General features: G+C 67.8%; 14 protein-coding genes and 1 pseudogene. 4 read left to right on the top strand and 11 right to left on the bottom strand.

Annotated features, from left to right (window positions below; all coding sequences use genetic code 11):
- Window positions 1-21: 21 nt before the first annotated feature.
- The 4 genes from ACOZBP_RS15755 to ACOZBP_RS15740 are packed head-to-tail and all read right to left on the bottom strand — an operon-like array spanning window position 22 to window position 4,193.
- Window positions 22-330 (bottom strand): hypothetical protein, encoded by a 309-nt coding sequence (locus ACOZBP_RS15755; RefSeq protein WP_422677271.1) that lies wholly within the window; start codon window positions 328-330, stop codon window positions 22-24.
- Window positions 327-2,873 carry a cytochrome c oxidase subunit I gene (gene ctaD, locus ACOZBP_RS15750; RefSeq protein ID WP_422677270.1) on the bottom strand — a complete coding sequence of 849 codons (2,547 nt, stop codon included), beginning with the start codon at window positions 2,871-2,873 and terminating at the stop codon, window positions 327-329. The genes ACOZBP_RS15755 and ctaD overlap by 4 nt, the downstream gene beginning before the upstream one ends.
- Entirely contained in the window at window positions 2,870-3,847 is a 978-nt protein-coding gene (gene coxB / locus ACOZBP_RS15745; RefSeq protein WP_422677269.1) for a cytochrome c oxidase subunit II, read from the bottom strand. The genes ctaD and coxB overlap by 4 nt, the downstream gene beginning before the upstream one ends.
- Window positions 3,837-4,193, bottom strand: coding sequence for a c-type cytochrome (locus ACOZBP_RS15740; RefSeq protein WP_422677268.1), 357 nt, complete (start codon window positions 4,191-4,193; stop codon window positions 3,837-3,839). The genes coxB and ACOZBP_RS15740 overlap by 11 nt, the downstream gene beginning before the upstream one ends.
- Before the next feature lie 207 nt (window positions 4,194-4,400).
- Here ACOZBP_RS15740 and ACOZBP_RS15735 point away from each other — a divergent pair.
- A pseudogene (locus ACOZBP_RS15735) lies at window positions 4,401-4,940 on the top strand (c-type cytochrome); the annotation flags it as partial.
- A gap of 7 nt (window positions 4,941-4,947) precedes the next feature.
- Here ACOZBP_RS15735 and ACOZBP_RS15730 read toward each other — a convergent pair.
- From ACOZBP_RS15730 to ACOZBP_RS15705, 6 genes are all read right to left on the bottom strand, one after another.
- Entirely contained in the window at window positions 4,948-5,667 is a 720-nt protein-coding gene (locus ACOZBP_RS15730) for a cytochrome b (protein WP_422677267.1), read from the bottom strand.
- Window positions 5,664-6,389, bottom strand: coding sequence for a cytochrome c oxidase assembly protein (locus tag ACOZBP_RS15725; RefSeq protein WP_422677266.1), 726 nt, complete (start codon window positions 6,387-6,389; stop codon window positions 5,664-5,666). Before ACOZBP_RS15725 ends, ACOZBP_RS15730 begins: the two co-directional genes overlap by 4 nt.
- Window positions 6,390-6,510: 121 nt before the next feature.
- Window positions 6,511-8,187: an N-acetylglucosamine-specific PTS transporter subunit IIBC gene (gene nagE / locus ACOZBP_RS15720; protein ID WP_422677265.1), complete on the bottom strand. Its 1,677-nt coding sequence runs from the start codon at window positions 8,185-8,187 to the stop codon at window positions 6,511-6,513.
- Complete coding sequence (ptsP, locus tag ACOZBP_RS15715) at window positions 8,184-10,718, bottom strand: phosphoenolpyruvate--protein phosphotransferase (RefSeq protein ID WP_422677264.1); 2,535 nt, start codon at window positions 10,716-10,718, stop codon at window positions 8,184-8,186. The genes nagE and ptsP overlap by 4 nt, the downstream gene beginning before the upstream one ends.
- Window positions 10,715-12,817: a family 20 glycosylhydrolase gene (locus ACOZBP_RS15710; RefSeq protein WP_422677263.1), complete on the bottom strand. Its 2,103-nt coding sequence runs from the start codon at window positions 12,815-12,817 to the stop codon at window positions 10,715-10,717. The genes ptsP and ACOZBP_RS15710 overlap by 4 nt, the downstream gene beginning before the upstream one ends.
- Before the next feature lie 162 nt (window positions 12,818-12,979).
- Complete coding sequence (locus ACOZBP_RS15705; RefSeq protein ID WP_422677262.1) at window positions 12,980-15,721, bottom strand: TonB-dependent receptor; 2,742 nt, start codon at window positions 15,719-15,721, stop codon at window positions 12,980-12,982.
- A 249-nt stretch (window positions 15,722-15,970) separates the two neighbouring features.
- Here ACOZBP_RS15705 and ACOZBP_RS15700 point away from each other — a divergent pair, with 249 nt between their 5' ends.
- The 3 genes from ACOZBP_RS15700 to nagA are packed head-to-tail and all read left to right on the top strand — an operon-like array spanning window position 15,971 to window position 18,896.
- Window positions 15,971-16,711, top strand: a complete 741-nt coding sequence (locus tag ACOZBP_RS15700) for a GntR family transcriptional regulator (protein WP_422677261.1) — start codon at window positions 15,971-15,973, stop codon at window positions 16,709-16,711.
- The gene (locus ACOZBP_RS15695) at window positions 16,711-17,742 is read left to right on the top strand and encodes an SIS domain-containing protein (RefSeq protein WP_422677260.1); all 1,032 of its coding nucleotides are present in this window, start codon (window positions 16,711-16,713) and stop codon (window positions 17,740-17,742) included. The genes ACOZBP_RS15700 and ACOZBP_RS15695 overlap by 1 nt, the downstream gene beginning before the upstream one ends.
- Window positions 17,742-18,896 carry an N-acetylglucosamine-6-phosphate deacetylase gene (gene nagA / locus ACOZBP_RS15690; protein ID WP_422677259.1) on the top strand — a complete coding sequence of 385 codons (1,155 nt, stop codon included), beginning with the start codon at window positions 17,742-17,744 and terminating at the stop codon, window positions 18,894-18,896. The genes ACOZBP_RS15695 and nagA overlap by 1 nt, the downstream gene beginning before the upstream one ends.
- Window positions 18,897-18,928: 32 nt before the next feature.
- Here the strand turns inward: nagA and ACOZBP_RS15685 are convergent, their stop codons facing one another.
- Entirely contained in the window at window positions 18,929-21,016 is a 2,088-nt protein-coding gene (locus ACOZBP_RS15685) for a winged helix-turn-helix domain-containing protein (protein ID WP_422677258.1), read from the bottom strand.
- Window positions 21,017-21,051: the final 35 nt, after the last annotated feature.

Here is a 21,051-nt window from a genome sequence, read left to right as displayed (position 1 = left end):
CGTCATTTCCGCCGCGACGCGTCAGGCGGGCGTCAGCAGGACGAGACTCTGGAACACCACCCCGATCCCGCCCAGGACGCCGCCCGCGATCGCGAGTCTCAGGCCAAAGGCGCGGGTCTCATCGGCAGGCGGGATTCTCAGCCCGGCCAAGCCGCGCCAGCACAGGACGACGACGCCGAGCAGGCAGACCAGGCTGAAGATCAGGCCCGCCAGGTTCCACGCGCCCGCATCGCCCCGTGCGACGTCGGCGGCGCTGGCCAGCAGGTAGAGGCCGAGGAAATGCGCGGCCCAGATCAGCAGCCCGCCCGTCATCAGGACCCAGAACCTCACGCGCCCGCTCCGGGGAACAGCCGGACCAACAGACTGGTCGCCGTTCCCTGAACGGCCGTGAAGGCGACAAACAGCGCGATCAGCTCGAAGGTTGCGGGATGGCGTGGCGACAGATGACCGAAGAGCCAGCGCAGCACGGCGAAAGGCCCCATCAAAAGGGCAATGCCGACGAACGTCCCCTGCCAGGCCAGCAACGCATAGACGGTCGCGCCCTGGCTGGACGCGTCGGGGCGCAGCCCCGATCCCCACCAGGCTGCCGCCTCGTTGGCAAAGGCGCCGCCCGCCGCCAGCGTCGCCGCCAGCATCAGGACGGCGGACAGGGCCGCGCTGCGCGGTTGCCCCCGCTTGAGCACGCCTTGCGCCATCCAGCCGCCGACGCCCGCCGCAGCGAGAAGGCCAAGGGTCAGAGGCAGGGACGCCAGATCCGGCGGCGCCTGCCAAAGATCAGGTCGGCGGCTCCAGAGGAAGATGTAGGAGAAACAGGCCATGATCGCGACCATGCCCGCGACGATCAGGGTGATGACCATGGCCCACCAGCCGTGGCTGCTGGGGCCCGAGACATAGGTGGGCAGCCTCACCCCCCCGCCGACCGCCACGGTGGCCGGGCCGCTGGGACGATCCAGGCTCCAGCACCACTTCAAGATGCAGAAGACGGCCAGTATCCCGCTCACGACCGACACGGCGTAGGCTTGGATGGTCAGGATCAGGAAAAAGCCTGCGGTGAAGATCGCCCCCCAGACATACCAGCTCGAAGGCCGGGGCATGCGCTGCAGATACTGGGGCTCGGCGTTGATCGGACTGGTGACGATGGTTTCGCGCTGTCCCCGCGGCGCGCCCGGCAGGAAATAGCGGCCGGCGGGCACGTCGCGCGCCAGATTCGGCTGATCCCAGACGGGATAGAGGCTCCGGATCACGGGGATGGAGCGCAGCGAATAGCGGCCCGACGGCAGCCACTCCAGCCCCGGCCCGCCGAAGACATTGCCCGCGTCCTTTTCGCCGAAGGGGCGGAAGTTGCGGATCATGTCGATCATCCACAGCAGCACGGCCAGACCGAACAGGAAGGATCCCACCGTCGAAATCATGTTCGGCAGCTCCCATCCCCGGTCCGGCAAGTAGGTGTAGACCCGGCGCGGCATGCCCATCAGTCCGGTCAGGTGCATGGGCATGAAGGTCAGGTTGTGACCCACGAACATCAGCCAGAATATCCACTTGCCCCACCGTTCGCTGAGCGGTCGCCGGCTCGACATCGGGGTCCAGTAGTAGATGGCGGCGAACAGGGGGAAGACCATGCCGCCGATCAGGACGTAATGCAGATGGGCGACGATGAAATAGCTGTCGTGGGCCTGCCAGTCGAACGGCACCATGGCCACCATCACCCCGGTCAATCCGCCCATGACGAAGATGACCAGCCCGCCGACGGCGAATAGTCCGGGCGTGTTGAACCGCATCCTGCCCGCCGCCAGGGTGGCGATCCAGGCGAAGACCTGCACGCCGGCCGGGACGCTGACGGCCATCGAGGCGGCGCTGAAGTAGTTGATCGATATCTGCGGCATGCCCGTCGTGAACATGTGGTGCGCCCAGACGCCGAAGCTGATGAAGCCTGTCGCCAGCATGGCCAGCACGACCAGCCGATAGCCGACCAGCTTGGTCTGGGCGATGGCCGGGATGATGGTCGACATCGCCCCGGCGGCGGGCAGGAAGATGATGTAGACCTCGGGGTGGCCGAAGAACCAGAACAGGTGCTGCCACAGCATGGGGTCGCCGCCCTTGGCGGGGTCGAAGAAGGGCCACCCCAGCGCGCGCTCCAGCTCCAGCAGAAGGGTCGACAGGATGATCGAGGGGAAGGCGATGATGATCATGCAGGCGAAGATCAGCATGGCCCAGGCGAAGATCGGCAGCTTGTCCAGGGTCATGCCTGGCGCCCTCGTCTTCAGCACCCCGACGATGATCTCGATCGCGCCCGCAATGGCCGAGATCTCGATGAAGCCGATGCCCAGCAGCCAGAAGTCGGCGTTGATCCCCGGCGAATAGGCGGTCGAGGTCAGGGGCGGATACATGTACCAGCCGCCATCGGGGGCCAGGCCGAAGAACAGCGAGGCGAAGAAGCACAGCCCCCCGATCAGATAGGCCCAGAAGGCGTAGGCCGACAGGCGCGGGAACGGCAGGTCGCGCGCGCCCAGCATCTGGGGCAGCAACAGCACGCCCAGGGCTTCCACCGCCGGCACCGCGAACAGGAACATCATCACCGTGCCGTGCATGGTGAAGATCTGGTTGTAGGTCTCCTGCGCGAGGAAGCCCGTCATCGGCAGCGCCAGCTGGGTGCGCATCAGCAGGGCCAGCACCCCCGCCAGCACGAAGAACAGCATGGCCGCGCCCACATAGTAGACGCCGATGTAGTTGTTGTTGATCGCGGTGATCCACTCCCACGGCTTGCGTGGGCCGCACCAGACCTCTTCCAGCTTCTCCAGCTCGCCCTCAGGCCGCGGCTCCTGTGTGGGAAAACGCTTGTAGAGTTCGGGATCAAACCCGGTTTCCGAACTCATTTCAGGCTTTCCAGATAGGCCGCCGTGGCGCGCAAATCCTGTCCGCTCAGCACCGGATAGGAGGGCATCCGGTTGCCGGGTTTCAGGCTCTGGCTATCGGAAATCCAGCCCGCCATCGTGCCCTGATTGTTTGGAAGAATGCCCGCGCCCAGGGACAGGCGCGACCCGACGTGGGTCAGGTCCGGTCCCGCAAGTCCGTTCGCATCCGTCCCGCGGATGGTGTGACAGGCGGCGCAACCCGAGGCGGCGAAGACGTCCCGCCCCCGGGCGATCAGCGCAGGCGAGGCCTGGACCGACGGCACGGCCGCCGCCGGTTGCGCCTGCCGCGCCCGCCAGGCCTCATAGGCGTCCGGCGCATGGGCCACGACCACCAGTCCCATCAGGGCGTGCGCGCCGCCGCAGTATTCGGCGCACTGGCCGCCATAGGTTCCGGGCGCGTCCGCCTGCAACCGCATGAAGTTGCGCCGTCCGGGTATCATGTCGGTCTTGCCGCCCAGTCGCGGGACCCAGAAGCTGTGGATCACATCAGCGCTTTCCAGCTCGAACACCACGGGCTGGCCGGTCGGGATGTGCACCTCGTTGGCGTCCTGGATGATCTCCCGGCCCTGCGCGTCCAGATAGGCCACGCGCCACCACCACATCTCGCCGGTCACCCTTACCCGCATCTCGCCGGGTTTCGGCGCGTCAGAAACCCGCGCCGTCGTGGTCAGGCCGTAGATCAGCAGCCCCGTCAGCACGACTGCGGGAAACACCAGGCCGGCGGCCCAGATCAGGCGCTCGCCTCCGACTCGCTTCTTCCACTTGCGCGGTCCGAAAAGAGCAAGGCCGAGGGCGACCAGCACCACCACCATCACCACGGCCGCCATGATGAACAACACCAAGGCGACGGTCTGGATAGGTCCCGCGAACGGCCCGGCCGGATCCAGCACGGGGGGCGGCCAGCCGGCGGTTCCGGGAGGGGCTTCAGTGGTCATTGAGCGTATACAGATAGGCCGCGACATCGCGGGCTTGGTCTTGCGTCAGGGGCATGGGCGGCATGGCTGTGCCAGGATCCAGGGACGGCGCATCAATCAGCCATCGGATCAGGACATCGGGCTGATTGGGCGCCCGCCCGGCGATCAGCGGACGCGCGCCGAACCCCGCCAGGTTTCCGCCTGACCGTCCGTGCGGCCAGGCGACGCCCGGTATGGCGTGACAGGCGGCGCATCCGACCTCCTTGATGACCGCCAGGCCCGCTGCGGAATCCGCCTGGACCATCGGACGCGGCAGGTCGGCCTTGTCCACGCAGGCGCTCAAGGCAGGCAGGATCAAGCCGACCATAGCCAGCTTCGTCGCCGTCGCGCCCGTCCGTCGAAATCCCATCCGCCCCCCGAAGCTCCATCAGACCCAATCCCGTCTGCGGATGGAGGTTCCATCCATGCGACATGGAGCCCCGCCGCCGACGCGTCAGGAACCTCCGCCGTAAGCAGGTGTTGGACCCCGGTGCGCGTCACCGCTTCAGCCCCCCTCCTGCCCGCGCTTGGCGTGATGGCCCTTCTGGCCGCCTGCGATTCCTCGCCGGGCAGGACAGATCGCGCCTTCACGGCCAGCGGCCATGTCATCGCCATGAGCGGAGGGGCCGGCGGAGCGGCCAACGCCTGCTTCACCTGTCACGGCCTGGACGGCGACGGCGACGGCGTCGCGGCGCCTCGCCTGGCGGGGATGGAAGCCGGCTACCTGCAAAAACAGATGGAGGACTACGCTTCGGGCCTCCGCCCCGACGACGCCATGACCCGGATCGCCAAGGGGTTGGATCAGGACGGGCGGCGAAAGGTTGCAGCCTACTACGCCGCCATGCCCCTGCCGCCACGACAGCCGACGTCCGGCGGCGCGGCCCCGGCCATCTACCTGAATGGCGACGCCTCGCGCGGCGTCGTGGCCTGTGCGTCCTGTCACGGCGCCGAGGGACAGGGCTCTGGTCGCGGCGGCAATCCCGCGATCGCCGGTCAGCCGGTCGCCTTCACCCTGGAACAGATCGACCGCTGGAAGTCCGGCACGCGTCGCAACGACCCGCGCGGCGTCATGGCGGCCGCCGTCAAACCGCTTTCTGACCCCGAAGCCCGCGCCATAGCGCTTTGGCTGTCGACGCAACCCGCTTCTCCAGCGCCCGCCAGCGCCGCTGCCAGCGCGTCCGTTTCGGCGGCAGCTGCGGCACGACCGGCAGCATCGCGTGAAACACGTCGTCCCGATCGATCAGATGGTGCTTGAGCGCCGCGCCCGCGTGGATCGGAATCATCAGCAGCAGGGCGAGGATCAGGCCCCAGTGCAGCCATTCCGCCGCCGCCTCAATGGCCCACAACTGGGTGTTGGACAGGTCCTGCAGCGGCAGCAACGGCCATTTGATGAAGCCCAGGACCTCAAGCTGGCGTGTGCGATCGGTCGCCGAAATCATGGCCCAGCCTGACAGCGGCAGGCCAAACAGGCAGATGTAGAAGACATAGTGGGTGACATGGGCCGCCATGCTTTCCCACCCCGGCTTGTCAGCGTCATTGATCAGATCCGGGGCCATCATCCGCCACGACAGCCGTCCGATCACCAGAACCAGCATCAGCAGGCCGACCGCAAAGTGCAGGTCGTAGGCGGCCAGCATGGCGCCGCCTACCGGCTGGCGTCCCATCCACCAGCCCCACCCAAGCTGGAAGATCACCAGCGCCGCCATGCTCCAGTGAAACAGGATGCCGACGGGCGAATAGTGTCCCTCGTCGTGGTGCCCCGCCGCCCATTCGAGCAGTTGCCTGAACAGCCGCTCGATCACGCCGTCCGCGCCTCGGCGTCCGGACCCAGGATGCCGCCCAGGCGCCACAGGGCCGCCAGAAGATAGAGGGCCGCCGCCGGCGCCCACATGATCAGGCCGGCCGCCTGCTGATCCTCCAGCGGCGTCATGCCCCAGGCCAGGGTCGAATAGGCGTGCGGCTCATACACGGCCTGACCAGCGAAGGTCAGCACCGCGCCCAGCAACCCCATGGCCAGCATCGCCGCCAACAGGGCGACGACCGCCGCCGGCGCCGACGCCGCCCGCACTCTTCCCCAGAACCAGACCGCGCTGGCCAGCAAGCTGACCTGCATGATCCAGTAGACGCCGTCATTGGACAAGGCGGCGGAATAGGCCTCCGGGGCGTGCCAGATCCAGAACACCATCGCCTGCACCGCTGTCGCGAGACCCAGCAAGCCTGGGCGACGCACCGGCAGGGCCCCCGCCAGCAGCGGCGCGGCGACGGCGACCAGCAGGACGTGGTGCACGGTCCGCGCGGAAAACAGGGCCGAACTCAGGGCGCACAGCGGCGAGACGAATCCCACCGCCAGAACCGCCACGGCCGCCAGTCCCAGGCCGCGCCGACGTCCCTCCAGCCGCGATCCGATCACGGCGGTGGCGGCGACCAGAACGAAAAGCAGCACCGGGTCGAGGTTCCAGCGCCACTCGCCGAAATCCGGCGCCGGCCCGCAATAGGGCGCCCAGGCCGCCGCCGGGCTCAGCATCGCCTTGTTCCGTTCAGCACGTCGGTCCCCCTCAAGCTTCCTGTTGGAAAGGGTTCGGACGCCCAGCGGTTCCCGGATACGCTCATGACGCCCGGCGCTACGCCAGGTTCAGGGTGCGGCGCTAGAAGCCCAGCAGCTGCAGGGTGCGATCACCGGTACGGACGAAGCCGCGAGGGGCCAGGGTCCGCAAGGCCGCCAGATCAATCGGATCGGATGAAGCCAGTCGAACGCACAGTCGCCCCGCCCTGGCGCTGACCTCGGCGACGTTGTCCGGACCGCCCAAGGCCTCAGCCAGCGGGCGCGACAGGGTCGGGTGGCGCTCATGTCCGCCGACGGCTGCCGCCGGCTGTGCGCCGGGAGCGGCGATCCGGCGCCGGATTTCATCGGCCACGGCGTCGGCGATCGGTCCCAGCACGACCTGCAACTGGTTGGGGCCAGGCGCGATGACGCCCCGCGCGCCCAGCCGCTTCAAGGCCGCCTCGTCAATCGCCTCCCGCGAACGGATTTCCAGGCGCAGCCGCGTGGTGCAGGCCGCGACGGTCTTCAGGTTGCCCGCTCCGCCCAGCGCCGCGACGAAGCCGCCGGCTCGGTCCCCTGCGACATCTAGGGTCGGCGTAGCAGCGGCCGGTTGATCTTCACGTCCCGGCGTCTTCAGGTTCAGGACCGAGATCGCGACGCGGAACAGGCCGTAGTAGAGACCGCCGTAGATCAGACCGACCGGCAGCAGCAACCATGGCCGGGTCGATCTGCCGAAGTTCAGCACATAGTCGAACAGGCCCGCTGAGAAGGTGAAGCCCAGCCGCGATCCCAACAGATCCATCACCACCATCGAAACGCCGGTCAGCACGGCGTGAATGGCGTAAAGGACGGGCGCCAGGAACATGAAGGTGAACTCGATCGGCTCGGTCACCCCGGTCAGGAAGGCGGTCAGGGCCAGGGAGAAGAGCATCCCGCCGACCTCCTTGCGGCGATCCGGCCGAGCGGCGTGATACATGGCCAGGCAGGCGGCGGGCAGGCCGAACATCATGACGGGGAAGAAGCCGCTCATGAAGACCCCCGCGCTGGGGTCGCCGGCGAAGAAACGGTTCAGATCGCCCGTCGCGCCGTTGAAGTCGCCGACGATGAACCAGGCGACATTGTTCAGGATATGGTGCAGGCCGGTGACGATCAGCAGTCGGTTCAGCACGCCATAGACGAACAGGCCCAACTCGCCCGAGCCGACGACGGCGCGGCTGAAGACGTCGATGGCGTGGTCGATGCTCGCGAACGTCAGTCCCACGGCGGCGGCCACGACCAGCCCCGCCACCCCCGCCACGATCGGCACGAAGCGGCGCCCGGCGAAGAAGGCCAGGTAGTCTGGCAGCTTCAACGTCGAGAAGCGGTTGTAGCAGGCCCCGGCGATCAGGCCGGCGACGATGCCGATGGGCACGCCCAGCCGCGACAGGGCCTGATCCTTGAACACCTTTGACGCTGCACCGACCGCCTCGCCGCTGAGTCCCGCGACCACCTCGGGCGGGACGGCCAGCAGCACCTTGGAGGCCTCGACCGAGATCAGGAAACAGACCACGCCCGCCAGCCCGGCGGCGCCGTTATTGTCCCTGGCCAGCCCCACCGCCACGCCGACCGCGAACAGCAGGCCGAGGTTGGCGAACACCGCCTGACCCGCCGCCGAGATGAAGGCGACGTCGAGCAAATCCGGCTGTCCCAGACGCAGCAACAGCCCCGCGATCGGCAGGACGGCGATGGGCAGCATCAGCGCGCGGCCGAGCGGCTGCAGGCTGGACAGTCCGATCTTCATGCGACCGCTCCGACGACATGGGATTTATGAAGGGCGGCCAGACGCATGTCCGCCAAGGCGCGCACGGCCTCGGCGCTGTCCAGCGCAAGAGCCTCGCCCGCCAGGGCGCGACAGTCGGTCAGGGTCAGGCCACGCACCGCCGCCTTGATCTCCGCCACCATCGACGGCGCCGTAGACAGCTCGGTGACGCCGAGACCGATCAGGATGGGTGCGGCCACGACATCCGAGGCCAGACCGCCGCACACCCCGATCCAGCGTGCGCCGGCGGCCCCGGCCGCCGCCTGGGCGATCAGGCGCAGAACTGCGGGATGGAGGCTGTCCAACTGGGACGCCAGTTGGGCGTTCTGGCGATCCATGGCCAGCGCATACTGGGTCAGATCATTGGTGCCCACCGAGACGAAATCGATGTGGGGCGCCAACAGGTCAGCCGTCATGGCCGCCGCCGGGGTCTCGATCATCACCCCCAGCAGGGGCGCCGTTCCGCCGCTATCGGAGGCGGCGATGTCCAGCAGGGCGCGGACCTGACGCACCTCAGACGCCGAGGCGATCATCGGCAACATCACGGCGACGGTCCCGCTGGAGCGCACCCGGCAGATGGCGCGCAGCTGGATCAGAAGCAGGTCGGGTCGGTGCAGGCTGGCGCGCACCCCGCGCAAGCCCAGAGCCGGATTGTCCTCATGCGGCATGGGCAGATAGGGCAAGGGCTTGTCGCCGCCCGCATCCAGCGTGCGGATGACCAGCGGCCGCCCGTCCAGGGCGTCGGCGATGGCCTGATACTGGGCCAGTTGCTCATCCTCGGTCGGGGCGCTCTGGCGTTCGAGGAAGAGGAATTCGGTACGCAGCAGCCCGCAGCCCTCGGCGCCCCCGGCCACGGCGGCTGCAGCCTCGGCCACGTCGCCCAGGTTGGCGAAGACCTCGATGCGGACTCCGTCGGCCGTGCGGCAATCCTCGGCGGCCAGGGCGCGGGCCTCGACGCGGCGGCGATTACGAGCGGCGGCGGCGCTCTGGGCGCAAGCCTGACGCGAGGCGGAGGGACTGGCGACCAGCCGTCGCCCGTCGGCGTCCAGCACCACCAGGGCTCCGTCCTCAACCCGATCCAGACCCGGCCCCACGGCGACCAGGGCCGGCACGCCCATGGCCGCGGCCAGTATGGCGACGTGCGAAGTCGGCCCGCCCCGCGCGGTGCAAATACCCGCCACCTTGACCGCATCCAGCGCGATCAACTGCGACGGCAGGAGGTCGTCGGCCAGAATGACCGACCCGGCCCCCAGCACCACTGGCGCGGGCGCGGCCTCCCCCGACAGTTCGACCAGAACCTGGCGCTCAAGATCCATCAGGTCGTCGGCGCGCTCGGCGGTGCGGGCGTCGCCCAGCGAACGGAAAAGGGCCACGCCCCCTTGCGTCGCCATACGCCAGGCGAAGCCGGCGCTGCGGCCCGCCTCAATGGCCTCCTGCGCCGTGGCGATCAGGCCGGGATCGTCGAGAAAGGCCAGATGGGCGGCCAGGATGGCGCGACGATGGGCGCCGCCGGACGCGACCGAAGCCTCGATCCGGGCGCGCACGGCGCTCAAGGCCTGGTGCAAGGCGGCCTGTTCCCGCCCGACGCCGCGTCCGTGCTCGGGCGCGTCGATCTCGGCCAGGCGCAGTCGAACGGCGCGGCCGATGACCAGACCCGGCGCCGCCATGACGCCCGAGAAGATCAGTTCGCCTTCTTCCCCCGCGGCGGGACCAGCGGGCGCCGTGGTCGGCGCTTCGGCGGGCCCCGCGTGGGCGCCGCCTTCGCCGAGCCCGGAAGCGATCAGGGCGTGGATCGCCTCTAACGCCGGCTCGGCCTGCGGGCCGCTGGCGCTCAGGATCAGCTCATCCCCATCCTTCAGTCCCAGGGTCATCATGGCCGTCAGGCTGGCCGCGTCGGCGCTGCGGTCGCCGAGGATCAGCCGCACGCGGGCGTCAAAACCCTTGGCGCTGGCGGCGATCCGCGCCGCCGGGCGAGCGTGCAGGCCATGAGGCAGGGGCGCGCGCACCGTCCGGGTCAGCGTCGGCGCCGCCTCGCGGGTTGAGGACGCGGCGACCCTGATCGGACACACCGCCATGATCGGCTCGCCCGCTGCGATTAGTCGGTTCAGCGGCAACAGACGGACTTCGCCTTCACCGGTCAGAAGGATGGGCGAGATCAAGCTCCTGGCCCCCGCCGCCAGGACTTCGAGGTCCAGCGTCAGCAGCAAGTCGCCGGTCTTGACGCGCGTCCCTGAGGCGACATGGGCGGTAAAGCCCATGCCGTCGAGAGACACGGTTTCCAGCCCCAGATGGATCAGGATTTCCGGCCCCGCGTCTGCGCGAATGCTTACCGCGTGTTTGGTGCGGGCCAGGCTCGACACCACGCCGTCGAACGGTGCGCGGACCGTCACCCCGGCGGGGTCGATGGCCAGGCCCTCGCCGACCATGCGTCCGGCGAAGGCGGCGTCAGGCACCGCGTCCAGCGAACAGACCCAGCCGTCGACCGGCGCGTGAACAATCAGTTCGGAGGTCACTTGTCGCCTCCCGCCTGCATCGGATCGGACAGGCGCACCCAGTCGACGCCCCACATCGGATCGAGGGTCTTCTGGGTGAATCGCAGACAGAGGTCATGTCGACCCGCGCGGGGAGGCAGACGGCCGGAAAGGGTGGTGATCCCGTCGTCGCCCGCGGCCTCGGCCAAAGGAATGACCAGGACCGGCTCGCCCTCGCATCCGTCGATGCGCACCTCCAATTCGCCCTCAGGCGTGCGGGGGGTTCCCAGACGGATCTTCTCGCGATCGGCGCCGATCTGGAAGTTGAAGGGGACCTGACCCACGGCCGCCTCAAGGCGCACGCCCTGGCTGAGGTCGGCCGCCTGATAGATCCAGCAGGGGTTGAGGATATCCATCAGCAGCGCCGCACGTTCGCCGTCCAGCGGCGCGTCGTCGATCAGCGACAGCGGCAAGGCCGCGCTGCACAGTTTCATCTGATGGTCGTAGCGCTTCTGGCCGTCCGGCGGTGTCGGGGCCGGCGTTTCGGTCAGGCCGCTGGTCGCATAGTCGACGCCCAGCGTGCGATAGCGCGCCAGTTGCGGCTCAAGACGCGTCCGGAAGTCGGCGAAGTCCATCCGCTCATGCGGGGTCCAGGCCATTTCGGCCAAGGCCGAGATGCGTGGAAAGGCCTGGTACTCGACCCGCTCCTCGGTCCTCATGTGCTCGGTGAAGAGGTTGCCCTGGACCCCCAGGACGCGCCGCGCCTGATCCGGCGTCAGGACATCCGGGGTGGGATCGAAGCTGTAGACATCGCGCAGGGTCGAGGTGAAGCCGCGTCCGGGCACCCCGTCGTCAGCGCTCTGGCGGTTGTCGAAATAGAGGACGGGCGCGGGCGACATGACCGTGTCGTGACCCAGCCGCGCCGCCTCTATGGCGCCCTCCACGCCGCGCCATGACATGACGCTGGCGTTGGGATTGATGCCGCCTTCCAGGATTTCATCCCAGCCGATCATGCGACGGCCATGGTCGTTCAGCCGCTTCTCCAGACGGGCGACGAACCAGGACTGCAGCTTCTCTTCGTCGGCCAGGCCCAGTTCGCGCATCCGCTGCTGGACGCGGGCCGAGGCCTTCCACTGATCCTTGACCGCCTCGTCGCCGCCGATGTGGACGTACTCGCCGGGGAAGAGATCGACGACCTCGTCCATGACGTTCTCGAGGAAGACCAGGGTCGGCTCCTCGACGTTGAACAGGGTCGGATAGACGCCCCAGTCGGCGGGCACGGCCGGCACGGCGGCGCCCGGCGCATCCGTCACCCCCAGTTCGGGATAGGCCGCGACCGCCGCGCTGGCGTGCCCCGGCACGTCGACCTCCGGCACCACGACGATGTTGCGGGCAGCGGCGTAGGCGACGATGTCCCGAACCTGATCCTGGGTATAGACGCCGCCGTAGAGACGCGGACGCCCCGTCGCCGGGTCGATGTCCTTCTGCGCCGCCGCCCCCGCATGGACGCGCCAGCCGCCGACCTCCGTCAGTCTGGGATAGGCCTTGATTTCAAGCCGCCAGGCCTGGTCGTCGGTCAGGTGCCAGTGGAAGACGTTGAGCTTGTGCAGGGCCATCCAGTCGATGAAGCCCTTGATGAAGGCCGGCGACTGATAGTGGCGGGCGGAGTCCAGCATGACCCCGCGCCAGCCGAAGCGGGGCGCGTCGGCGATGGCGACGGCGGGAATGGTCGCCGCGCCCTGCCCCGCCTCGGCGGTGGCCAGTTGCCACAGGCTGATCGCGCCATAGAAGAGCCCGCCGAAATCGCTGGCGGCGATGGCCGCGCCACGCGAGGTTACATCGAGTCGATAGGCGTCAGCCGCGGCCCCCGTTTCACGACGAAAGACGACGGCGCCGGGCGCAGCCTCCCCCTCGCGAACCGTCAGGGTCAGGCCGCGCGTGCGCTGCATCAGGTCGGCGAAATGCGTCGCCGCACGCATGGCTTCCGCGTCGCCCGGCGGCGCAATCAGGACCGTGCCCTCATTGAGAACGAAGACGCCCTCGGCCGGGGTCGCCGACACGGGTCGCGGGATCACAGACGCCGCCTGCGCCTCGGCCATCCCGGCCGAAGCCGCCGTCATGGCCAGCACAAGCGTCAGCATCGGAGCGAACATCTTCGCCGATCGAACGACCTGAATCATACGCAGTCTCGCATCAAAAAAGCGCGCGGGACGTGAACGCCCCGCGCCAGTCTGGCCTCAGGAGAAGGCCTTGGCGATAGGCGGAACAGAGGACGACGAACGCCGTCCTCCGAACCCGGCGTCCTAGAAGTCGACGCTCAGCGTCGCCATCAGCTTGCGACCCGTACGATAGACGCCGCGGGGCAGGCTGACCGTGTTGGCGTAGGCGTAGTATTCGCTGTCCAACAGGTTCTGGCCCGACACCGTGAAGCTGACCCGATCGTTGAAGGCGTAGCTGGCTGTAGCGTCCAGGCCGGTAAAGGCGCGGACGTACATCTGGTCCCCACGATCCAGGCCGGTGAAGTACTTCGACCGCCAGGTGTAGGTCGCCCGAACCGAGAAGGGACCCGACTCGAAGAAGGGGCTGACGTTGACCTGATGCCTGGAGTTGAACGGCAGGTCGCTGCCGTTGTCCGCGCTGCCATCGACCAGGGTGTAGTTGGCCAGCAGGCCAAGGCCGTAGGCGTAGGTTTGCTGATAGGCGACAGACAGCCCCTTCAATTCGGCCGATCCGGCGTTGGTCGGACGGCTGATCTGATAGGTGGTGGGCTTGTTCTGGGCCTGGTTGAAATGGGTTTCCGGCGCGGTCGCCTGCAGGATGTAGTTGTCGATCTTCTTGTAGAAGACCTCTCCCGACAGGATGGCGTCCGGCGCGAAATACCATTCGGCCGCCGCGTTCAGATTGGTCGACTTGTAGGGGTCCAGGTCGGGATTGCCCCCGCCGCCGGTCAGGATCTGATCCGACAGCCAGAAGTAGTTGGACATGTCCGCATAGTTGGGACGGGCGATGACCTTGGCCGCCGCCAGACGGATGATGACGTCGTCCGTGGCGTTGATGGCGAGGTTCAGGCTGGGCAGGAAGTCGTCGTATTCCTTGCTCCGGACGTTCCACTCCCAGTCGGCGGCCGTCGTGCCGCAACCGCTCGCCGTCTGGTTTATGCAGATATAGCCGCCGCTTTCGGACTCGGTGCGGACATAGCGAAGGCCGATATTGCCCCGGACCCGGTCGTTCTCGAAATTCGTCTGGCCATAAAGAGCGTTGATCGTCTCCTGGACATTCCAGTTCTGGGCCGTGAACTCGGCGTTGCCGAAGATGGTCGGCACCGGCTTGGCCTGCCACGGCCGCAGATATTCGCCGTTCTCGATATAGTCGGCCAGCGCCGCGCCATCGATGCGGAAACGGGTCTTCATCTGGTCGTTGGCGCCGTCGAAGCCGTCCAGATAATTGTCCGGCACCGGGCTGGGGTTGAACATCGAGGCGCTGTCAGGCGCGCCGTAGATCTGGACCGTCACGCCCGACATCTTCTGGTCGGTCTCGTGCTTGCGGTATTTGTAGCCGAACTGGAACCGGCTGAAGAAACCATCGCGGTCGAAGCCGAGGTCGGCCTGGGCGTAGGTCTCCTCGTCCATGGTGGGCTTGGAAACGATATTGCCGCCCCAGCCGGCGTTATAGCCAGTCGGCCCCACCGAAGGATCGCCCCCGCCCCAGCCGCCGTCGAACGAGAATTTCGAGGCGTCGTTCAGGACATTGCCGTTGGCGTAGCTCAGCACGCCCGGCGAGCCCGGCGCGCCGGTGAAATCGACCGTGTAGTCAGCCCAGTTCAGGAACTCGCCAAACAGCTGACGCTGAGTGCCGCCGTCGGCCTTGGTGTAGCCAAGGTCGCCCGACAGGTCCCACCCGTTTCCTGTGTACTTGCCGTCGAGGTGGTAGCTGTCCGAGGTCATGGCCGCCTCGCGATACTGGATATCCAGCACGCTGAGAGCGTTCTTGAACGAGGCCCTGGTGATGACGTCATCGTCGACCTGGATGTCGGTCAGGGCGCCCAGGCTGTTCCAGGTATTGCCCTGGAAGGCGAACAGCGCCTGGTTGATGTTGTCGTAGGTGGCGTCGATGCGCAGCCAGTCGAAGTTCAGGTCCAGGCTGTCGTTGGGACGGTATTGCAAGGCGACGGTGTAGCTGTTGCGCTCGCGCTGCTGTTCGAAGAAGTGAGTGCCGAAGGAGTTCAGCCCCTTGGCGTTGGGATTGGCCGTCAGGGTCGTGGCGCAAGCCCCGACACAGTTGCCGTTGGCGATCGAATTGCCGCCTGGGTTCTCGGCATTGCCGCCGGCGTAGTAGCTGGCTGGAATGGTGCCATAGGCCTCCAGCCCGTCGCGCCGCAGTTCGTCGCTGGCGCGTTGGGCCGAAACCAGAACGCCGAAGGTGCGATCCTCGTTGCGCCAGCCGCCGAGGACAGACAACTGCGCGTCGCCGCTCTCGGATCGGTCATTGTAGAGGTAGGTCACGGCGCCCGACAGGGTATACTGGCCCAGGTCCAGCGGACGGCGGGTCGAGACATCCACGGTGCCGCCGATGCTTCCCTCGTCAATCCGGGCTTCGGGCGACTTGTAGACCTCGACCTTGCCGACGATCTGCGGGGCCAGCAGAGCGTAGTTGAAGGTCCGTCCAGGCTGATCGAGGATGAACCAGTCGGCAGAGGCGACCGTCTGACCATTCAGCAGCGTCCGGTTCAACGCCGGGTCGGTGCCCAGGATCGAGACTTTTTCACCCTGACCGAAGGCGCGGTCGACGGTGACGCCCGGGATGACGGTGATGGCTTCGGCCACGTTTGAACTGGGAAACTTGCCCACGTCCTCGGCGGTGACGACATCGACGATGGCGTTGGCGTTACGCTTGGTCGTGATGGACTGCTGCAGCGAAGCCCGGATGCCGGTGACGACGACCTCGTCCACAGTCGTGACCGGGCCGGCGTCCTGGGCGGCGGCGGCGCCGGCGATCAGCGCCAGGGCGCTGACAGAGCCGGCAAGCAGGGCGTGACGGATATTCATAGCGCTGGACTCCCCTCCAGAGACCTGCCCCCGCAGGTCCGACCTACCCAATTCAAGACCAATTCGGCCCAACTCTCTTTCGCTTTGATCGAGAGAACATGGGAATTGGAGGCAGAGTTTCACCAAAGCGTCGCATCCTGCAAGACCAAATTTCACATTGGGCCTAAACTTTCTTCTTATTGGTCCTTGATTGGTTGCATAACATGAGGTCAGATGAGCCATCGGGGATGCACTCGGGGGGAGGACGTCATGCCGTTTCTTGAAGCCATCGGATCGCTGGACGCCCAACGTCCCGCACCGCTGTATCAACAGCTGCAGCAGGCCGTGCGGCAGGCCATCGAGCGACGCGCGCTGAAGCCCGACGACGCCCTGCCGCCCGAACGGGATCTGGCCCATGAACTGTCGGTCTCGCGCATCACGATTCGAAAGGCCTTCGACGGTCTGGTGGCTGAAGGCCTGCTGACCCGTCGCCAGGGGGCAGGCACCTTCGTCGCCGCCCGCGTCGAGAAGAGCTTTTCCAAGCTGACCTCATTTTCCGAGGACATGGCGGCGCGCGGACGCAAGGCCACCAGTTCCTGGCTGAGCCGTAGCGAGGGGACCGTCACGCCCGAGGAATCCCTGACCCTTGGGCTCAGCCCCGGCGCGCCGGTCTATCGTTTCCACCGCATCCGCTATGCCGACGGAGCGCCGATGGCGCTGGAATATTCGACGGTGCCGGCCTCCTGCCTGTCGGGCGTCGAGGCGGTGACCACCTCGCTCTACCAGGCGCTGGCCGTCAGCGGCCACCGGCCCAACCGCGCGCTGCAACGCCTTCGCGCAGTATTGTTCAACACCGAACAATGCCAGCTCCTGGGCATTGCGCCCGGCGCGCCGGGCCTGCTGATCGAGCGCCGCGCCTTTCATAACGGCGAGCCGGTGGAGGTCACCCAGTCCTATTATCGGGGCGACGCCTACGACTTCGTCGCAGAACTGAACGACGGACCTGCCTGATGCGTGCCGAAGACACGATGATGTTCGCCGAAGCCGCCGCTTCGGGCCGTATTGTCGCCGCCCAGCTGGCCTCCAACGTCGGCGTGGTCGCCCGCGCCGCCAAGCGCCTGCGCATGCAGCCGCCGACCGCCGCCCTGATCTGCGGCCGGGGCAGTTCCGACAATGCGGGCGTCTGCGCCCGCTACCTGATCGAGACCGAGGTCGGGGTGCTGACCAGCCCCATGCCGCTCGCCGTCAGCTCCGTCTATGGCCGAACCCCGAACATTCCCGGGGGCCTGTGTCTGGCCGTGTCGCAGTCGGGCAAGAGCCCCGACCTGGTCGCCGCCGCCGCCGCCGCGAAGGCCGGCGGCGCCTTTGTCATCGCCCTGGTCAATGTCGAAGGTTCACCGCTGAGCCAGGTCGCGGACCTGACTATTCCCCTGCACGCTGGCCCAGAACTTTCGGTCGCGGCCACCAAGAGCTTCATCGCCAGCCTGAGCGCCATCGCTCATCTGGTGGCGGAATGGAGCGGCGACGTCGAACTTTCGGCCGCCCTGAAGCCGCTCCCCCAACAACTCGAGGCCGCCTGGGCCCAGGACTGGTCCGCCGCCCTGCCCGCCTTGATCCCGGCGACAAGCCTCTATGTCGTGGGGCGCGGCGTGGGCTTCGGCGTGGCCCGCGAGGCGGCGCTGAAGCTGAAGGAGACCTGCGGCCTGCACGCCGAGGCCTTCTCGACCGCCGAAGTCCGCCACGGTCCCATGGCCCTGGTCAAGACCGGCTTCCCCGTCCTGCTGCTGCCCCAGTCCGACGCGACACGCGACGACGCCGAAGATCTGGCGGCCGATTTCGCCCGTCGCGGGGCCCAGGTCTTCTTCGCCGGAACCACCACCGCGCCGGGCGTCGTCTCCTTGCCGACCGTGGCCGCCCATCCTGCGGTAGAGCCGATCCTGCTGATCCAGAGCTTCTATCGTCTGGCCGCGACGCTTTCGACGGCTCGCGGCTTCGATCCCGACCGACCGCCCTATCTCAACAAGGTGACCGAGACGGTTTGATGCCCTTCCTGCTGCACAACGGACCGATCCTGACGGGCGCCGGATTCCAGGACGATTTCGCCGTGGTCGTCGATGACGCCAGGATTGCAGCGGTCGGACCACTGGCCGCGATACGCGAGACCTTTCCCGAGGCGGCGGGCCTCGATCTGAACGGCGACCGCCTGGTCCCGGGCTATATCGACACCCAGGTCAACGGCGGCGGCGGCGTCCTGTTCAATGACGCCCCCACGGTCGAAACCATAGCTCGCATCGGCGCCGCCCATCGCCGTTTCGGCACCACGGGCTTCCTGCCGACCCTGATCAGCGACGACCTTTCGGTCATCGACCGGGCCATCGACGCCGTCGAACAGGCCATGAGTGACGGCGTGCCGGGCGTGCTGGGCATCCACATTGAGGGCCCCTTCCTCAACGTTGCACGCAAGGGCATCCACGACCCCGCCAAGTTCCGCGTGCTGAACCGCGAGGCCGTGCGCCTGCTGACGCGGATGAAGACGGGCCGAACCCTGATCACCCTCGCGCCCGAGATGACCACGCCCGACATGATCGCGGCCCTGGTCGAGGGCGGCGCCGTGGTGGCGGCGGGCCATTCGGACGCCGACTATCCCACGATCCGTTCGGCGCTGGACGCGGGCGTGACCGGCTTCACCCACCTCTTCAACGCCATGTCGCCGCTAAAGAGCCGCGCCCCCGGCGTGGTCGGGGCGGCGCTGGAAAACACCAGCGCCTGGTGCGGGATCATCGTCGACGGCCACCATGTCGATCCGGTGGTGCTGAAACTCGCCCTGCGTTGCCGGCCGGCCGACCGCTTCATGCTGGTCACCGACGCCATGCCCAGCGTCAACGCCGAGGGCGATCACTTCTATCTTCAGGGTCGCCGCATCTCGGTCAGGGACGGGGCCTGCCTGGATGAACGCGGGGTGCTGGCCGGATCCGACCTCGACATGGCCGCCGCGGTCCGCAACGCATGCGACATGCTGGGCCTTGCCCTGCCCGACGCCGTCATGATGGCCTCCAGCGCGCCTGCGGCCTTTCTAGGGCTGGACCGCGATCGCGGCCGGATCGCGCCCGGCTACGCCGCCGACCTGGTCAGGCTGGATCAGGACCTGAACGCAGCGGAGACCTGGATCGACGGCCGCGCCCTGCCCTCTGTCTGATCTGGTTTCCACGCAAGAGAAAGCGGCAGGCGTCACCGACGCGTCAGGCGAATGGCCCGCAGGTCTGCTTCATCGCGAACCACCCTCGCGGCGACGATGTCCTGCGTCGGCGAGACCGCCAGGCTGTGCTTCAGGCCAAAGCTTCCCAGGGACTGCACCTCGCGACTTTCGCCAGACCATGCCGTCAGGCGCAGCACGGCCTCGCCGCCGGGAGCGCCCGTCAGGTGATAGACGCCGCCAACGGTCGGCGTCCAGGCCGCCTCGGGATCGATGCGGATCAGGGGCGAGGTCAGACCCATGCCGCCCGTATCCAGGCGCCAGAGCCGATCATCGTCCTTCTTCACCGCGTACAGCCCGTCGACGCCGTCGCTCTTGACGGTCAGGGCTCCGGCGCTGCTCGGGACCGCCTTGACCCGCCCCTGAGCATTGATCCGTTCGATCCGCCAGCCGCCCTCCCTCAGGGTGGGAACAAGGAGGTCGCCGTTGCGATCCCAGGCCAGTTCGTCGCGCACGGCGCCGTCCGACGTGAGGTTGCGAAGGCCGGAGCCTCCGGCGTTGATCAGATAGACGTCGGTGCGGCCGTCGCGCGACGCGACGAAGGCTATGGTCAGGCCATCGGGCGACCATCGGGGCGAGAAGACGCTGCTGGCCTTCAGATCGGTCAGGCGTGTGGGTTGCCCGTCACGCGCCTTGCTCCAGATTTCCGACCCGCCGTTCTGATCGGAAACGAAGGTCAGCTGCCCCGTCCGGGACAGATCCGGGTCCCAGTCGCTGGTGTTGCCGTCAGTCAGGGCGACGGGTTCTGCCCCGGCGCGCCAGGCGAACAGGTTTGATCGGTAATCGCCGGCCTCGGCCGCCAGCAGGCCCGTCTTGTCGGAGGACAGGCGGCCGAACTCGAGCAGGCCCAAACTCAGGCGAACGGGCGCCCCCGGCCGCTTGAAGTCCACCGACCACAGGCCGGAGTCGCCGCCCCGATTGCTGGAGAAGACCAGGGTCCGGTCGTCTGCGGCGAAGGCGTAGCCCACGGCCTTCCAGCCGTCGCGGGTCAGCGGCCTCAGTCCGGCGCCGGACACTTCGGCGGCGTAGAGGTCAGCGACGCCGTAGGAGAAGGCCCGCCGGAAGACCACGTGATCGCCGCGATGGGTGACGACAGGATCGAGGTCGCCCAGACTGGTGGCGGGCGGCGCGGTGACCTCGCGCATGCGTCCGGTGTCGGGGCTCAGGGCCCGGATGCGGCGTACGGCCTCGCGCGTCGGCCGGTCGGACAGCAGGATTTCGCCGCCCCGGGTCCAGGCCAGACGCGTCATGGCTTCCACCGAGCAACGCCCCACGACACGCGGTTCGCCCTGGGGCGCAGGCGCGACCAGGATCTCACAGGGCGCGCCGGGAATGCGGCGCACGAAGGCGATGCGCCGCCCGTCGGGCGACCAGGCGGGCGCCATTTCGTCTTGCGCCGTGCGGGTCAGTCGGATCGGCGTGCCGTCGGCCACGCCGCGCAGGAAGATGTCTCTCTGTGTCCCGAACCCGGCGCCGCCGGCATAGGCGATCATGCGGCCGTCCGGCGAAAGAGCGGGATGGGTTTCGACGCCGAGGTCCGAGGTCAGGGGGCGCACCGCCTCGGTTGCGAGCGCGCCCGGCGGTTTCATCAGGAGAAAAGCGCCGACGCCCAGCGCGGCGATGGCGGCGACGCCGCTCGCCAGCAGCCAGCGCCGAGGCCGGTGAAGGGGTCCAGGCGACAGCTTGGAGGACGTCGTTTCGGTCGTCTCCGACGCGACAGAGAGAAGTCGCAGCCGATAGCCGACCTTGGGAATGCTGGCGATCTCCACAGCGGGATCGCGCTGGAAGACCTTCCTCAACCTGCCGATGCATCGCACCAGGGCGTCGTCGCCGACGACCCGCCCGTCCCAGCAGAGCCGGGACAGTTCTTCCCGGCTAAGCGGACTGCCGCGTCCACGGTTGAGCGCGACCAGAACCTGCATGACGCGGGGTTCCAGTTTGCAGCTTTCATCGGACCAGACCACCTCGAGAGAGGCGGGATGAACCACGCCCGACCCGAGGGCGAAAGAAGGTTCGGACACCAGGTCGATCGGCCTGAGAAGCAGAGCTGACAGGTCGTTCATCGGAAAATCATCGGTTCAAGATCGGGCCCCCGCCC

Origin of the sequence: Brevundimonas sp. NPDC058933 (assembly GCF_049315965.1) — a bacterium.
GTDB lineage: Bacteria > Pseudomonadota > Alphaproteobacteria > Caulobacterales > Caulobacteraceae > Brevundimonas.
The sequence above is the reverse complement of the archived record's forward strand: the minus strand, read 5'-3'. Positions and strand labels throughout refer to the sequence as shown.

Bases quoted from the DNA above. Each gene is read 5' to 3' on its own strand.
- ctaD (WP_422677270.1), bottom strand. From the start codon at position 2,873: ATGAGTTCGGAAACCGGGTTTGATCCCGAACTCTACAAGCGTTTTCCC.
- coxB (WP_422677269.1), bottom strand. From the start codon at position 3,847: ATGACCACTGAAGCCCCTCCCGGAACCGCCGGCTGGCCGCCCCCCGTG.
- ACOZBP_RS15740 (WP_422677268.1), bottom strand. From the start codon at position 4,193: ATGGTCGGCTTGATCCTGCCTGCCTTGAGCGCCTGCGTGGACAAGGCC.
- ACOZBP_RS15725 (WP_422677266.1), bottom strand. From the start codon at position 6,389: ATGCTGAGCCCGGCGGCGGCCTGGGCGCCCTATTGCGGGCCGGCGCCG.
- nagE (WP_422677265.1), bottom strand. From the start codon at position 8,187: ATGAAGATCGGACTGTCCAGCCTGCAGCCGCTCGGCCGCGCGCTGATG.
- ACOZBP_RS15710 (WP_422677263.1), bottom strand. From the start codon at position 12,817: ATGCTGACGCTTGTGCTGGCCATGACGGCGGCTTCGGCCGGGATGGCC.
- ACOZBP_RS15705 (WP_422677262.1), bottom strand. From the start codon at position 15,721: ATGAATATCCGTCACGCCCTGCTTGCCGGCTCTGTCAGCGCCCTGGCG.
- ACOZBP_RS15700 (WP_422677261.1), top strand. From the start codon at position 15,971: ATGCCGTTTCTTGAAGCCATCGGATCGCTGGACGCCCAACGTCCCGCA.
- ACOZBP_RS15695 (WP_422677260.1), top strand. From the start codon at position 16,711: ATGCGTGCCGAAGACACGATGATGTTCGCCGAAGCCGCCGCTTCGGGC.
- nagA (WP_422677259.1), top strand. From the start codon at position 17,742: ATGCCCTTCCTGCTGCACAACGGACCGATCCTGACGGGCGCCGGATTC.
- ACOZBP_RS15685 (WP_422677258.1), bottom strand. From the start codon at position 21,016: ATGAACGACCTGTCAGCTCTGCTTCTCAGGCCGATCGACCTGGTGTCC.